Annotated in this window: 16 protein-coding genes; 13 read left to right on the top strand and 3 right to left on the bottom strand. The window is 44.7% G+C overall.

All coding sequences use genetic code 11. From position 1 onward, the window contains the following. Positions 1-113: 113 nt before the first annotated feature. The 8 genes from atpE to O9323_RS01335 all read left to right on the top strand — a co-directional run bounded on the left by atpE (position 114) and on the right by O9323_RS01335 (position 6,550). Entirely contained in the window at positions 114-359 is a 246-nt protein-coding gene (gene atpE, locus O9323_RS01370) for an ATP synthase F0 subunit C (RefSeq protein ID WP_002740068.1), read from the top strand. A gap of 230 nt (positions 360-589) precedes the next feature. Beyond that, entirely contained in the window at positions 590-1,021 is a 432-nt protein-coding gene (locus O9323_RS01365; protein WP_002750066.1) for a F0F1 ATP synthase subunit B', read from the top strand. A gap of 126 nt (positions 1,022-1,147) precedes the next feature. Further along, positions 1,148-1,690, top strand: coding sequence for a F0F1 ATP synthase subunit B (locus tag O9323_RS01360; protein ID WP_002750068.1), 543 nt, complete (start codon positions 1,148-1,150; stop codon positions 1,688-1,690). Then, on the top strand, positions 1,691-2,239 hold the full coding sequence (atpH, locus tag O9323_RS01355) for an ATP synthase F1 subunit delta (RefSeq protein WP_149108016.1): 549 nt from the start codon (positions 1,691-1,693) through the stop codon (positions 2,237-2,239). Between the two features lie 69 nt (positions 2,240-2,308). Then, complete coding sequence (gene atpA / locus O9323_RS01350; RefSeq protein WP_002750072.1) at positions 2,309-3,817, top strand: F0F1 ATP synthase subunit alpha; 1,509 nt, start codon at positions 2,309-2,311, stop codon at positions 3,815-3,817. A gap of 209 nt (positions 3,818-4,026) precedes the next feature. Beyond that, the gene (locus O9323_RS01345) at positions 4,027-4,974 is read left to right on the top strand and encodes a F0F1 ATP synthase subunit gamma (RefSeq protein ID WP_002750073.1); all 948 of its coding nucleotides are present in this window, start codon (positions 4,027-4,029) and stop codon (positions 4,972-4,974) included. A gap of 349 nt (positions 4,975-5,323) precedes the next feature. Then, positions 5,324-5,962: a MotA/TolQ/ExbB proton channel family protein gene (locus O9323_RS01340; RefSeq protein WP_024968580.1), complete on the top strand. Its 639-nt coding sequence runs from the start codon at positions 5,324-5,326 to the stop codon at positions 5,960-5,962. 18 nt (positions 5,963-5,980) lie between these two features. Then, a complete protein-coding gene (locus tag O9323_RS01335) occupies positions 5,981-6,550 on the top strand; it encodes an ExbD/TolR family protein (RefSeq protein ID WP_002776482.1) in 570 nt (189 codons plus the stop codon). Here O9323_RS01335 and O9323_RS01330 read toward each other — a convergent pair whose 3' ends face one another. Next, positions 6,551-6,901 (bottom strand): hypothetical protein, encoded by a 351-nt coding sequence (locus O9323_RS01330; RefSeq protein ID WP_002793181.1) that lies wholly within the window; start codon positions 6,899-6,901, stop codon positions 6,551-6,553. A gap of 413 nt (positions 6,902-7,314) precedes the next feature. On the opposite strand from O9323_RS01330, the gene O9323_RS01325 reads away from it, so the two are divergent. Continuing rightward, positions 7,315-8,508 carry an NAD(P)/FAD-dependent oxidoreductase gene (locus O9323_RS01325; protein ID WP_288124579.1) on the top strand — a complete coding sequence of 398 codons (1,194 nt, stop codon included), beginning with the start codon at positions 7,315-7,317 and terminating at the stop codon, positions 8,506-8,508. On the opposite strand, the gene O9323_RS01320 is transcribed toward O9323_RS01325, so the two are convergent. Continuing rightward, the gene (locus tag O9323_RS01320) at positions 8,488-8,907 is read right to left on the bottom strand and encodes a GAF domain-containing protein (protein WP_287694128.1); all 420 of its coding nucleotides are present in this window, start codon (positions 8,905-8,907) and stop codon (positions 8,488-8,490) included. The genes O9323_RS01325 and O9323_RS01320 overlap by 21 nt on opposite strands. A 79-nt stretch (positions 8,908-8,986) precedes the next feature. On the opposite strand from O9323_RS01320, the gene O9323_RS01315 reads away from it, so the two are divergent. Then, positions 8,987-10,321, top strand: coding sequence for an AAA family ATPase (locus tag O9323_RS01315; RefSeq protein ID WP_288124578.1), 1,335 nt, complete (start codon positions 8,987-8,989; stop codon positions 10,319-10,321). Continuing rightward, a complete protein-coding gene (locus tag O9323_RS01310) occupies positions 10,318-11,025 on the top strand; it encodes a Rho termination factor N-terminal domain-containing protein (protein WP_193979008.1) in 708 nt (235 codons plus the stop codon). Before O9323_RS01315 ends, O9323_RS01310 begins: the two co-directional genes overlap by 4 nt. Positions 11,026-11,081: 56 nt before the next feature. On the opposite strand, the gene O9323_RS01305 is transcribed toward O9323_RS01310, so the two are convergent. Further along, complete coding sequence (locus tag O9323_RS01305) at positions 11,082-11,798, bottom strand: lysophospholipid acyltransferase family protein (RefSeq protein WP_288124577.1); 717 nt, start codon at positions 11,796-11,798, stop codon at positions 11,082-11,084. 155 nt (positions 11,799-11,953) lie between these two features. Here O9323_RS01305 and metG point away from each other — a divergent pair, with 155 nt between their 5' ends. Further along, a complete protein-coding gene (gene metG / locus O9323_RS01300) occupies positions 11,954-13,567 on the top strand; it encodes a methionine--tRNA ligase (RefSeq protein ID WP_043998264.1) in 1,614 nt (537 codons plus the stop codon). 104 nt (positions 13,568-13,671) lie between these two features. Further along, entirely contained in the window at positions 13,672-14,277 is a 606-nt protein-coding gene (locus O9323_RS01295; RefSeq protein ID WP_002743578.1) for a LabA-like NYN domain-containing protein, read from the top strand. Positions 14,278-14,348: the final 71 nt, after the last annotated feature.

Raw genomic sequence — 14,348 nt, 5'->3', positions numbered from 1 at the left:
CCCAAAAACTCTTTCGGGAGTTTTGAGCAGAAAACCAGCCATTTTTTGAGGCTGAGAACGCGCTCTGTAAACAACAGATTGAAATTGATTAGTAAATAGAGGAAAAAATCACCATGAACCCCACAGTAGCTGCCGCTTCCGTTATCGCCGCCGCCCTCGCCGTTGGTTTAGCCGCTATCGGCCCCGGTGTTGGTCAAGGTACCGCTTCTGGAGAAGCTGTTTCCGGTATCGCCCGTCAACCCGAAGCTGAAGGAAGAATTCGTGGTACCCTTCTCCTCAGCTTGGCATTCATGGAATCCTTAACCATCTACGGTTTGGTTATCGCTCTCGTTTTACTGTTCGCTAACCCCTTCGCCTAATTAAAAAAGCAGTGGGCTATCAGCCCCCAGTCCCCAGCTTGGCAGCAGAGTTTTAAAAACTCTTAAAAAACGCCAAAGCAGCCCACTAAAAAATCTGGTTTTTGGGACGGAAGGCTGATAGCTAATTAAGGGAATTTTAGTGATTCCCCCTGACTGTTTACTTTTAAAGCAGGGGGATCGTCTTCCTTTTTTGAACCTGTCTATAGCTTCTATTTATCAGGAATAAATCAATGTTTGATTTCGATGCCACCCTGCCAGTGATGGCACTACAGTTTATTCTTTTGGCAGTGATCCTGAACGCCGTTTTTTATAAACCCCTCAGTAAAGTTTTAGATGAACGGGCGGAGTATATTCGGCAAACGGAAGGCGGAGCCAAAGAACAACTAGCCAAAACCGAAGCACTGGTACAAGAGTACGAATTGCAATTAACTTCGGCTCGTAAACAATCCCAAGAGATTATCGCCCAAGCGCAAGCTGAGGCCCAAAAACTAGCCAGCGAACGAGTTGCCGCAGCCCAAAAAGAAGCGATCGCTCGTAAGGAAGCCGTCGCCGCCGAAATTGCCCAACAGAAAGAAGAAGTCTTTCGTTCTCTAGAAGGACAAGTGGCCTCTCTTTCCCGTCAAATTCTCGAAAAACTCCTCGGCCCCGAACTCGTTCGCTAAACCCCAGCCCTTGGTTAATAACAGTGATCAGTAAAAAGATAGAACTCAGTCGTCAGAAGTTAGAAGACTGATAACTTACCTCTGATAACTGATAACTGAATAACCTACTCCCCGCCCTCAATAACCATGATCATCGACACAGTTTTATTATTAGCCACGGAGGCGAAGGAAGCGGCAGCAGAAGGATTCGGCATCAACACCGATATCCTAGGAACTAACCTATTTAACCTCTCGATTCTGCTCGGTTTAGTCATCTTCTACGGCCGCAAAGTTCTCGGACAAATCCTCGGAGAACGTCAGTCGAAGATTGCTGAAGCTTTAGCCGAAGCTGAAGACCGGAAAAATATTGCCGCTAACGCCCTCGCCGAAGAACAGAAAAAACTCGCCCTAGCAAAACAAGAAGCGGAAAAAATTATCAATAATGCTCGATCTAGAGCTAAAACTGTCACCGCCGACATCGCCGCCCAAGCCGAACTCGATATTCAAAGAATGCGCGAAAGTGCCGCTAAAGATCTCTCGGCAGAACAGGATCGCGTTTTAGTAGAATTACGCCAAAGAATTACCGCTTTAGCCTTAGCTAATGTGGAATCCCAATTAAGCACTGGCCTGGAAGAATCGGTACAACAAACCCTAATTGATCGCAGTTTGGCCAACCTAGGAGGTAAATAGATGCAGGGAAGTTTAATCAGTTCAGAAATAGCCGAACCCTACGCCCAAGCATTACTTTCCGTCGCCCAAAGCAGCGGACAATTAGAAGCGATCGGCGGCGAAATAAAATCCCTCTTAGAATTGTTGGAAAATGCTCCCGATCTAAGAGCTTTTATCGGCAATCCCGTCATCAAAGAAGAAGCTAAAAAAGCCGTTCTTTCCCAAGTAATGGGGACCAATGCCAATCCCTATTTAACTAACTTCATGATGTTATTAGTCGATAAACGTCGGATTCAATTTTTAGAACCCGTTTGTCAACAATATCTCACCCTGGCTAGAGTGCTGACTAACACCGTTTTAGCGGAAGTTTCCTCGGCCACCGAATTGAACGATAGCCAAAAACAAATCGTCATCGACAAAGTGAAAACCCTGACCGGGGCGAACGTGGTCGAACTGAAAACCAAAGTTGATGGCAGCCTAATCGGTGGTGTGGTGATCAAAGTCGGTTCTCAGATCTTTGATGCCAGCATTCGCGGTCAACTACAACGCCTCAGCCTCTCCCTGCGCTAAGGTCATCTAATCTCCCTTTTTTGCCGTTTTTTCACCTTCTTAATTTTTTACTTTTTCCCAGATTAAACTATGGTAGCTATCAGACCCGACGAAATTAGCACGATTATTCGTCAACAGATCGAATCCTATAACCAAGAAGTACAGGTCTCCAACGTGGGAACCGTCCTGCAAGTGGGTGACGGTACTGCCCGCATCTACGGCCTACAACAGGCCATGTCGGGAGAACTATTAGAATTTGAAGATGGAACCGTCGGCATCGCCCTTAACCTCGAAGAAGATAACGTCGGCGCGGTGTTAATGGGTGACGGTTTCGGGATTAAAGAAGGCGGTACGGTGAAAGCTACCGGTAAAATCGCTCAGGTTCCCGTGGGTGAAGCCTTAGTCGGCCGCGTGGTTGATGCCCTCGGTCGTCCCATCGACGGGAAAGGGGACATCCTCGCCAGCGAAACCCGTCTGGTAGAATCCCCCGCCCCCGGTATTGTCGCTCGCAAATCCGTCTGTGAACCGATGCAAACCGGCATCACCGCTATCGATGCCATGATTCCCGTCGGTCGTGGCCAACGGGAGTTAATTATCGGTGACAGAAAAACTGGTAAAACAGCGATCGCCATTGACACGATCATTAACCAGAAAAGCGAAGACGTGATCTGTGTCTATGTCGCCATCGGTCAAAAAGCCTCCACCGTCGCCCAAGTAATCGACACCCTCACCCAAAGAGGCGCCATGGATTACACCGTGGTGGTGGCCGCTAACGCTAACGACCCCGCCACCCTCCAGTATATCGCCCCCTACACCGGAGCTTCGATCGCCGAATACTTCATGTATAAAGGCAAAGCGACCCTAGTTATCTATGATGACCTCACCAAACAGGCTCAAGCTTATCGTCAGCTATCCCTGCTCATGCGTCGTCCTCCCGGTCGGGAAGCTTACCCCGGCGACGTTTTCTATCTCCACTCCCGTTTACTAGAACGTGCCGCTAAACTCAGCGATGCCCTCGGTGGTGGTAGCATGACCGCCCTGCCGATTATCGAAACCCAAGCCGGTGACGTTTCTGCCTACATTCCCACCAATGTAATTTCGATTACTGACGGTCAGATCTTCCTCTCCACCGACCTCTTTAACGCTGGTTTCCGTCCCGCGATTAACGCTGGTATTTCCGTATCCCGCGTCGGTTCGGCGGCCCAAACGAAAGCAATGAAGAAAGTTGCTGGTAAATTAAAACTCGAATTAGCCCAGTTTGACGAATTAGAAGCTTTTGCTCAATTCGCTTCTGACCTTGATGCGGCCACCCAAGCACAACTCGCTCGCGGTCAACGTCTGCGTCAAATCCTCAAACAGCCCCAAAACTTCCCCCTCTCCGTTTGGGAACAGGTCGCGGTGGTTTATGCCGGTTTAAACGGTTATCTCGACGATATCGCCACCGATAAAGTTATCGATTTCTGCACCGGTTTGCGGGAATACCTGAAAACCAGCAAACCTCGCTACGTTGAGATCGTCAGCACTGAAAAACAACTCAACGACGAAGCAGAAGGCCTGCTCAAAGATGGCATCAACGAGTACAAACAGGCTTTCAAGTAAACTTCTGTGAGCTTTAAGCTGTCAGCCTTTTCAGTTATCAGTGACCAGTAAACAGTGATCAGTAAATAGTGATCAGTAAACAATGAAAAGATGGCAAGAAACTGCTATTTAATACTGCTCACTTAACACATACTGCTCACTTAAAACTCCAATCTGATAACTGATAACTGATGACTGATGACTGATAACTGATAACTGATAACTGAATTATGCCTAATCTCAAAGCGATTCGCGACCAAATTCAATCGGTCAAAAATACCAAAAAAATTACCGAGGCCATGCGTCTGGTGGCGGCCGCAAAAGTGCGACGCGCCCAAGAACAAGTTCTCTGTACCCGTCCTTTTGCCGATGCCCTCGCTCAGGTACTTTATAATCTTCAAGGTCGTTTAGCCTTTAGTGATGTTAATTTACCCCTGCTGGCCCAACGGGAAGTAAAAACCGTGGCTCTGTTGGTAGTCACAGGCGATCGAGGTCTTTGTGGCGGTTATAATACTAACGTCATCCGTCGTGCTGAACAACGGATGAATGAATTAAAAGAGCAAGGGATTAACTATCAATTAGTTATTGCCGGCCGGAAAGCGGCACAATATTTCGAGCGCCGGAATGCTCCCATTGCCGCTAAATTTATTAACCTCGAACAGATTCCCACTGCCGATGAAGCTGGCACGATTGGGGATGAATTGCTTTCCTTATTTTTATCGGAAACAGTTGATCGCGTCGAGTTGGTTTATACTCGTTTTATCTCCCTGATCAGTTCCACTCCGGTGATTCAAACCCTGTTACCTTTAACTACTCAAGGTTTAGCGGTACAGGATGACGAGATTTTCCGTTTGGTGACTAAAGAGGGAAAATTTAAGGTACAACGGGAAAAAATGGCCAGCCAACCGGCGCAGGTTTTTCCCCAAGACATGATTTTTGAGCAGAATCCCGTCCAAATTCTCGATTCTCTGCTACCTTTGTACTTAAATAACCAATTACTGCGCGCTCTCCAGGAATCAGCGGCTAGTGAATTAGCAGCCCGGATGACGGCGATGAGTAACGCCAGCGAGAACGCCAGCGAGTTAATTGGCACTTTAAGCCGTACCTACAACAAAGCGCGTCAGGCCGCTATTACGCAAGAATTGTTAGAAGTAGTAGCGGGGGCAAACGCTCTCTAGGTTTAAGCCAGTTTTTCTTGTGATTATCAGTAGGAGTGATTATTTTCACTCCTTTTTTTATATAGGGTTTGCGGCAAAAAGTAGGGACGGTTAGATAACCGTGGTTTAGACTTCTCTGCCCCGAATTAGGTTCCAATAGAGTCAGGGCAATCCCTTTTCTGATATCTTCTGGCCTCTTGAAAAGCCCCATCTCATCCTGTATTCTAAGTCAGCGTGAGAACTATAAATGTCAATCGATTAAGCTAAATCTTAAACTATAATCCTTAAACTATAATCATTACCCGATCGCCCAGGAGGGACAAAACAACTCGTGAGTATAACTGATTTAATCCAAAAAGGCGGAGTGGCCATGTGGCCGCTGCTTTTTCTGTCTATTTTAGCTCTTAGCACTATTATCGAACGAATTTGGTTTTGGAGTCGCACCCTCCTCAGTGAAGGCCAGATTTTAAACCGGATTATGGAATCGGCCACCCGTAACTGGGACTTAGCGGCAAAAGTCGCTAGGGATTCCCGCAATCACCCCATCGGTAGCTATCTCTACGCACCCCTGCGCTTAGAAAATCCAGATCCAGAGGTTTTTCACTTTGCCCTCGAATCGGCTGCCGATGAACAATTATCCCTAATGAAACGGGGCGATAAAATCCTTGAGGCAGTCATCGCCCTTTCTCCCCTGCTAGGATTATTAGGGACGGTACTCGGTTTAATTACCTCTTTGGCCAATATTCAACTGAGTGACCTGGGAACTTCCTCCACAGCCGGAGTAACTTTAGGTATTAGTGAAGCTTTAATTTCCACCGCTACCGGCTTAATTGTCGCTATCTTTAGCCTCGCTTTCTATCGCATTTTTCAGGGACTCTGGTTCAATCAAGCTAGAATTTTTCGCAAGGCCGGCAGTGATTTAGAAATTATCTACCGTCAACGTTGGCTAGATGGAGAAGACCAACAATACGCCCTCAGTGCTAACCTAGAAAAACCTCTCGATCGCTAAGTCTCCCCCCTATAACCCATGGCCGAAACTAAATCTCTTAACCACAAAAAGCCCAAAAGTAGCCATATTACGGCTCGTCCCCTGAAATTATGGCATGATCAACACCGCATTCAAGAGGATGTGCAGGTTAACATCATTCCCTTGATCGATGTAATTTTCTGTATTCTCACCTTCTTTATTCTCGGTGCAGTGGGATTATCTCGCCAACAGGCTATCAGTCTTGATTTACCGAAAGCTAGTACCGCCACCACCCCGATGCGGGAAATGTTGGTGGTTAGTCTCGATGATTTCGGACAACTCTACGTCGAAAAACAGATGGTGACTCGCCCCCAGTTATTCGAGGCAATCAAGAATTATCATCAATATAGTCCCAATGGACTGATGGTACTGAATGCTTCGCGTAATGCCAGTTATAACGAAGTGGTTGGGGTTTTAGACCTACTGCGACAGGTGGGTGGCGATCGCGTGGCCTTAGCCACTCTATCGGGGGAAGCTAACAATCCCACAATAGAAAATAGCAATCCTTTGCCTAATTTGCCGACTAATCCCACCTTACCCGGTTTAACCAATCCCCTGGGCAGAAATTAACTAGGAATGGATGCGATAGCTGAGTAATTGTTCTTCGAGAGCTGCAATGCGATTGTAGGCCGCCGTCAATTGTGCCGTCAATCGGCGAATTTGGATTTCATCGGAAAAAGAATTTTCTCCATTGACAGCCGGGGATTGTTTGCCACCGTGATCTCGGAGAATATCTTTATGATCGTAGAGGCTATTATCGGATAACTCGGAAAAACCGACCATTTCCAAAGATTCACGCGGAGAACGACTCGATTTATCCCCAGCTAGGATAGCAATTTGCCGGCTGAGGCTCTCGACAATATCCTGTAGATGATCGACTTTCCGATCAAGACTGATAATCTGTTGTTGTAGTCCATTCATGCAATTACCTGGGTATAAAGGAGGCTTCCCCTCTATGCTAGGCTCTGGAGGAAATGGACTATGACAATTTATGATTGATTTAACGATTCCTTTACTGCCCTTAACTAATCTTAATAGATTGCCCGGGTCAACCGGCTGCACCCGATAGCACTTCTATTAGAAATTAAGGTAAGCTGTTGAGCAGTAAGCCTCGATTTTAAGGAACTAAATTATGTTTAAAAATTGGTCTTTCGATGATTGGATGAATCATATCCTTTTTCTGGCTACAATTTTGGCTTTGCTGACGATTTGGCTGGGTAGATAAATAAAAACTATTTTTCTTTCCTGGTTTACCGAAAATTTGGGTTTAAGTTTCCCCGTCCATTTTATGGCAGGGAGTGTCAAAATAAGAAACAAAACCCTCAGCGATCGATATGACTGACTCAAACCCAAAAATTTGTATTCTCGGTGGTGGTTTTGGTGGACTCTATACTGCTTTGCGTTTGAGTCAATTGCCTTGGAGCGATCAACACCCTCCCCAAATTACCTTAATTGATAAAAGCGATCACTTTTTATTTTCTCCCCTTCTCTACGAATTAGTCACCTCAGAACTACAATCCTGGGAAATTGCTCCCCCTTTCAGCGAATTGCTCGCCAATACCCCCGTTAACTTCCAACAGGGAACCGTCACGGCGATCAATGTTAATAATCATAAAATAACCCTTGACAATAAAAACGATATATGCTATGACCGCCTCGTGATCGCCCTCGGTGGTCAATCCTCCCTTGAATTCCTACCCGGGGCCAGAACCCACGCTATCCCCTTTCGTAGTCTAGAGGATGCCTATCGTCTTCGGGATCGACTCAAAACCCTAGAACAATCCGATCGCGATAAAATCCGGGTCGCCATTATCGGGGGCGGTTATAGCGGCGTAGAATTAGCCTGTAAGCTGGCCGATCGTCTCGGAGAAAGGGGAAGAATTCGTCTGATCGAAAGAAATAGCGATATACTTGGACCTTCAACCCAATTTAACCGCGACACCGCCAAAAAAGCCCTAGAAAAACGTCTGGTTTGGTTAGACCTAGAAACCACTGTCGCCGACATCCAAGCGGATCGCCTCTCCCTTGACTACAAAGGACAGATCGACAATATCCCCGTTGATCTAATTCTCTGGACCGTTAGCCCGATCGCCTCCCCACTGATCGCTAATTTGCCCATAGCACATAGTGAGCGCAAATTACTAAAAGTTAATCAATATTTACAAACTGTCGAAAACCCCAGTATCTACGCGATCGGCGATGCGGCCGATAGTCGCGACCAAGAGGATAAACCATACGCTGCCACGGCCCAAGTGGCCCTTCAACAGTCCGACTACTGCGCTTGGAATATTTGGGCGAGTTTCCACGATAAACCAGCTTTACCCTTCCGTTATCAACCTTTAGGCGAAATGTTGACCCTCGGCATCGATGAAGCTACGATTAGCGGTTTAGGACTAGAATTAGCCGGTCCCCTTGCCCATCTTACCCGTCGCTTAGTCTATCTCTACCGTCTGCCCACCCTTAACCATCAAATCGCCGTAGCATTTAACTGGATTACCCAACCGCTTCTATCCCTCATCTCTGAGTAGCGAGTTCAGATATTCCTCCACTAACAAACTATCTCGATCGGTCAATTCCTGACCATCGAGACGGTTTAACAGCATTACTGCGCCAAATAACTGATTATTAACCCTAATTGGCACAGCTAAAGCCGTTTTTATCCCCAAAGCGACCGCTATATCCTGACGAATGCGATTATCTCCTAGAGTTTGTCCCACCACCACCGGACAACTCCCCTGATAAACCACCGTACACAATCCCGACGTGGCAATATCACCCCTTTTGCCCACAATTGCCTGGGTATTTTTACCCGCACCCGCACGATAATCAATACTATCACCGTCAAATTCGGCAATGATAACCGTTTCTGTTGGAATTAAACCTAAAATTTCTTCAGCAATGCGATCGAGATTAGTTAATTTTTCCATAAGGGGTGATAGGGTGATGGGGTGTTATACTCAAAAAAAGAGCAATTCATTAACTTTAGTCTATAGTTTGTGAACTGAAATGAAAGATAACACCCCCAAAGTAAAAAGTCTCAAATCTTATCTTGAGGATTTGCCTCAAGATGCGCGGGAAGCGATCGTTAGCACCAACTTTGCACGTTACCTGATATCATATTTAGGATTTTCAACCACGGAGATAATCCCAAGTTACGACACGGGAGGCGGTGGGATTACCGACTTTGCCACTCGGAGAAACCTAGCAAACGATATTTTTTTACAGACAAAGAGTAATCCTTTTCTGCTGATAGAGTTAAAGGGTAGAGATATTAACCTAACTGAAAATAGTCCAAGTTATAAGGCAACTGTCAATCAGTTAAAGCGTCAGTTATTAGGGACTAAGTGTCAAGCAGCCCAATGGGGAATTATCACTAACGGTTCACACATCCAGTTATTTAGAAAACATGGTAAAATCATTTTTCCTGCCACTACTTGCATAGAGCTAACTCCTGATAACATTGATAATACTATAGCTCTGATCAAGACAAAAATTGACAATACTCCCAAAGCATTAACGGTTACTGTTTACAACAATAAAGGCGGTGTAGGCAAAACCACCACAACTGTAAATCTTGCGGCTATTCTTGCTTTTTTAGGTAAAAAAGTTCTAGTTTTAGACTTTGATTTTAATCAACGAGATTTAACTAGCTCTCTCCTAAATATAAACCCAGAAGATGGCCTCCTAGAAAAGGCTTTAACTGACCGCAATATTGATCTAAGATCAGTGATTCGTCCCTATATTTTTAAGAATACAAAACTACAAATTACCTTCGATGTTGTTCCTGCTGATAATAAAATATCAGGGCTGACGGAATCTGACTTTCATCCTGAAATGACAGTGTCCACTCTCCATAAAAAATTAGACTTAGCTAGATATGAATATGATTACATCTTTATAGATGCAGCTCCCAATTGGCGATTTACTAGCCGGCTGGCTGTTTATGCTGCCGATGTTGTCCTCTTACCCACAAAACATAACAATTCATTCTCCCTTAATAATGCAGCCATTGCCATCAAGAAGTTTCTGCCGCAAATGCAAAATTTGAAAAAAGATGGGACTCCCATAGCCTTACCAATTTTTTTCAACGGTGAGAAGATTACTCAACCACAGTTACAGCTTGCCCAAAAAGAAATTAATCAAATACTAAAAAATGACAAAAACCTTGTACACTATTTTTATCCCAGATATACTAATGCCAAAAAAGATTTACATATTCATCACCTGCCAGAATACGCTATTATAGCCAGTGCTGCCTTCGCTCGCGTGCCAGCCGTTTATAAAAATCGTTCCGCTCATGAATACTACAAAGACTTAGCAAAGGAGTATTTTTTACAATGATGGAATATACCGATATTGGTACTTTGAAGTATCTCTACTTAGATGAAATAGAAATTACTAATGGGACCGATGCTGATAGTTTTTTAATTGAAGTTGCTGCCAAACTATTACAGCAGACAGGTGGACGCAATTGGCTGCCTGTAATCGTGAAAGAACTATCAGAGGATCGCTATGAAGTTATCGGCAACTCATTTGTTTATGCTGTGGCTGAAAGGGCTGGACTAGAAAGAATTTGGTGTATTATTGCCGATGGAACAGAAGATGCTAGGAATATATCCAGAGTTTTGGCAAGAGAAGAAACCCCAAAACTAAATCTGTCAACAGCTTCAAGAGAAGAAATTAAATCTGCTTTACAGTTCTTAATTGAACAACCGAATAGCCCACTGAAAACAGTTAAATTAGCTACTGCTACTGCTAGGATTGATGAAGCTCCCCGTCAATTCTGGAAGAGTTTAGATTCAATTGTTGCCCTCAAGTGTGGAATTACAAAAGGGAAGGGATTAGATTTACTCAAAACTGTCTTTTATCTCACTCCTGAATCTCAACAAGATGCAGTGATTGAGGAGTTTTCAGAAGAAACTCTCAAACTCAAGACTGTTTCTGAATTAAAGACTCTAGCCAAAGAAAAAGGAATCGTTGGTTTAAGCAAGATGAAGAAAGCAGAGCTAGTCAGAATATTGGCGCAATCAGAAAAAGGAGTATGAATTATGAATTATGAGTTAGGAAGTGGGAAGAAAAAAGCTGCCGACTGCCTCCTGACTTACCCTTTCAGCAATAAATCGCCAATTTCCGACTGACAATGACCAATTAAACGATTAAGGGCTTTTTTTCCTTGTTTACCTTGATAATCTGAGCGATCGCTTTCAGTAATTCGGTAGGGACGACCGATCGCCACCTTGACACGATGATAAAAGACAACGGGATGCCAACCATCTTGATCGAATAAAGGTTCTGTGGTATCTAATAAGCGCAGCAAACGCACGGGAAAAGGACTAATAGTAGTTTCCGACTCGGAGAGAATAGCCACAGGTAAGACAGATAGATTCTCCACGGGACAACCCAAGGCTAAATGGGCAAATCCGCTTTGAAAACGGCTAATTTGACGAGGAGCAGTCAAATTTAACATCGGCGATCCACCTTCTGGAAATAAACCGATCCATCGTCCGGACTGTAAAAAATCCGTTGCTTGCCGAAAAAAAGTCTGGTGGCGCTTTTCGGGAGTATCAAAGGGAAAACAGCCCAATTCTCCGATTAATTCCCGCAAAAGCGGCGTTTTTCCCATGTAGTGATGACAGGCGATCGGGAGAGTTTTGCCCAAAGCTTGAATTAAGATCGGCGCGTCCAAAAAGCTGCGATGGTTACTTACCACGATCGCCACTCCTTGGCTGGGTAGATTTTCTTGACCGACGGTAAACAGACTCGTGCGCGTGGTATCAAGAATTAAACGAGAGGTAGATAGGGGGGTAAGCAGCGTCATGGAGAAAAAAAATCGGCCTTAAGATTGTTTTTATTGACTTAGATCACAACTAAAGGATAAAACAGAATTAGAGGATCATAAAACATAGGGATTGTCTCCCAATCATCTACGGATCAGCCTTGGGGCAGCCTCGTCTATTTAAAAAAATAAATTTCATGAATGATTTGAATGAGCGAAAAACATTTGCTTTAACAACACCTCTTTATTATGTCAACGATATCCCCCACATCGGTAGTGCTTACACGACGATCGTAGCGGATGTTATGGCACGATGGCAGCGGTTACAGGGCAATTCTGTCCTCCTGATTACAGGAACCGACGAACACGGACAGAAAATCGAACGGACTGCGGCAGCCAAAGGACTCAATCCCCAGGAACATTGCGATCGCATAGCCACCAGTTTTGCCAATCTCTGGGCCAAGCTACAGATCCAGTATGATCGCTTTAGTCGCACCACTGCCCCCCGTCATCAGGCAATTGTTAACGAATTTTTTGAAAGAGTCTGGGAAAAGGGCGATATCTATCTCGATCGCCAACAGGGTTGGTATTGCGTCGCCTGTGAAGAATTTAAGGAAAAAAGAGAACTGTTAGATAATGGCTGTTGTCCCATTCATACTAATCTGGCCGCCGAATGGCGCGACGAGGAAAACTATTTTTTCCGTCTCTCTAAGTATCAGACGCAACTAGAACAATTTTACCAAGAACAACCCGATTTTATTCAACCGGAAAGCCGACGTAATGAGGTTCTCAACTTCGTCAACCAGGGACTACAGGACTTCTCCATTTCTAGGGTTAATGTGGCTTGGGGGTTTCCCATTCCCCACGATGGTCAGCATACCATCTACGTTTGGTTTGATGCCCTTCTTGGCTATGTTACCGCCCTTCTCGACCCCGAAGACGAACCCACCCTAGAAAATGCCTTGGCCAAATGGTGGCCGATCGATCTGCATCTGATCGGTAAAGATATATTAAGATTCCATGCCATTTATTGGCCGGCTATGCTAATGTCGGCGGGTTTACCCTTGCCTAAAAGAGTCTTCGGCCACGGCTTTTTGACCAAAGACGGGCGGAAAATGGGCAAAAGTCTCGGTAATACCCTCGATCCCTTCGATTTGGTTGATCGCTATGGGGCCGATGCCGTCCGTTACTATTTCGTTAAAGAGATTGAATTAGGACAGGATGGCGATTTTCAGGAAACCAGATTTGTTAATATTCTTAACGCAGATTTAGCCAACGATTTAGGCAACCTCCTCAATCGCACCCTAGGCATGGTCAAAAAATACTGCCAAAATATCCCCCCCCAGTTGACTGGCGTAGATATCCCCAACGATAATCGTCTTAAGAATATGGGGATCAATCTAGGGGGCATTGTTGAACAGAAGTACAATGCGCTACAATTTAATCAAGCCTGTGAGGAAATATTAGCGTTGATTCGCGCTAGTAACAAGTTTATCGATGAGAGTGCGCCCTGGAGTTTATTTAAACAGAAACAACAAGCAGCAGTAGAACAAGTCCTCTACGCAGTTTTGGAATCAGTAAGACTCTCTGCCTACCTACTCTCACCGATAATACCGACCTTGAGCAGTAAAATTTATCAACAACTAGGTTTTGTTATTGATTTTAATACTTTCAGGTCGGAGGATGGGGAAAACTTCCCTGATAGTGTCTCTTTTTTCCAACACTGTCAATGGGGATTACCCACAAATCCACAACTAGGAACACCTGAACCGATCTTTTCTAAACTAGAACTGCCGTTAAACGATTCCTAAAGGAATTTTTTGATAACTCTATTTTTTAAGGTCTGTTGTCCTTTCGGATACAACTGGCAAACACCCAACACTAAACTTTTAACAAACAAACGAGGAAAAATAAAATGTTTGATGATTATGATACAGCCCCAGTCTTCACCCCTGAACAAGTGCTAGAAAATCGCGGCCGTGTGGCGATTTTCATCGATGGTTCTAATTTATTTTATGCGGCTCTGCAATTAGGTATCGAAATTGACTACACCAAATTACTTTGTCGTTTAACTGCCGGTTCTCGTCTCTTGCGCGCCTTCTTTTATACTGGAGTTGATCGCACTAACGAAAAACAGCAGGGATTCCTCCTCTGGATGCGTCGCAACGGTTATCGAGTCATCGCTAAAGATCTGGTACAATTACCCGATGGTTCCAAAAAAGCCAATCTCGACGTGGAAATTGCCGTAGATTTAATGGCGCTAGTGGGTTCCTATGATACCGCAGTAATTGTCAGTGGTGATGGGGATTTAGCCTATGCTGCCGATTCCGTCAGTTACCGTGGTGCGCGAGTGGAAGTGGTTAGTTTGCGATCAATGACCAGTGATAGTTTAATTAATGTAGCCGATCGCTATGTTGATCTAGATCAAATCAAAGAAGAAATTCAAAAAACTAGCAAACATCACGTTAGTTATAATAATTTCCCCGTCAGCGTCTTGGATCAAGATCGTAGCAGTCGCTAGAAAAATTCGGCAAAAATCAAGTTTAAGGTGGGTAATTCCCACCTTTTTCAGTTATCAGTTATCAGTGACCA

Source organism: Microcystis sp. LE19-131.1A (genome assembly GCF_027532015.1).
GTDB lineage: Bacteria > Cyanobacteriota > Cyanobacteriia > Cyanobacteriales > Microcystaceae > Microcystis > Microcystis ichthyoblabe_A.
This window is presented reverse-complemented; position numbering and strand designations above follow the sequence as displayed.

Coding starts and splice junctions, on each gene's coding strand:
- O9323_RS01360 (WP_002750068.1), top strand. CDS start 1,148: ATGATCATCGACACAGTTTTATTATTAGCCACGGAGGCGAAGGAAGCG.
- atpE (WP_002740068.1), top strand. CDS start 114: ATGAACCCCACAGTAGCTGCCGCTTCCGTTATCGCCGCCGCCCTCGCC.
- atpH (WP_149108016.1), top strand. CDS start 1,691: ATGCAGGGAAGTTTAATCAGTTCAGAAATAGCCGAACCCTACGCCCAA.
- O9323_RS01340 (WP_024968580.1), top strand. CDS start 5,324: ATGTGGCCGCTGCTTTTTCTGTCTATTTTAGCTCTTAGCACTATTATC.
- O9323_RS01295 (WP_002743578.1), top strand. CDS start 13,672: ATGTTTGATGATTATGATACAGCCCCAGTCTTCACCCCTGAACAAGTG.
- O9323_RS01365 (WP_002750066.1), top strand. CDS start 590: ATGTTTGATTTCGATGCCACCCTGCCAGTGATGGCACTACAGTTTATT.
- O9323_RS01345 (WP_002750073.1), top strand. CDS start 4,027: ATGCCTAATCTCAAAGCGATTCGCGACCAAATTCAATCGGTCAAAAAT.
- O9323_RS01305 (WP_288124577.1), bottom strand. CDS start 11,798: ATGACGCTGCTTACCCCCCTATCTACCTCTCGTTTAATTCTTGATACC.
- O9323_RS01335 (WP_002776482.1), top strand. CDS start 5,981: ATGGCCGAAACTAAATCTCTTAACCACAAAAAGCCCAAAAGTAGCCAT.
- atpA (WP_002750072.1), top strand. CDS start 2,309: ATGGTAGCTATCAGACCCGACGAAATTAGCACGATTATTCGTCAACAG.
- O9323_RS01325 (WP_288124579.1), top strand. CDS start 7,315: ATGACTGACTCAAACCCAAAAATTTGTATTCTCGGTGGTGGTTTTGGT.
- O9323_RS01320 (WP_287694128.1), bottom strand. CDS start 8,907: ATGGAAAAATTAACTAATCTCGATCGCATTGCTGAAGAAATTTTAGGT.
- O9323_RS01330 (WP_002793181.1), bottom strand. CDS start 6,901: ATGAATGGACTACAACAACAGATTATCAGTCTTGATCGGAAAGTCGAT.
- O9323_RS01310 (WP_193979008.1), top strand. CDS start 10,318: ATGATGGAATATACCGATATTGGTACTTTGAAGTATCTCTACTTAGAT.
- O9323_RS01315 (WP_288124578.1), top strand. CDS start 8,987: ATGAAAGATAACACCCCCAAAGTAAAAAGTCTCAAATCTTATCTTGAG.
- metG (WP_043998264.1), top strand. CDS start 11,954: ATGAATGATTTGAATGAGCGAAAAACATTTGCTTTAACAACACCTCTT.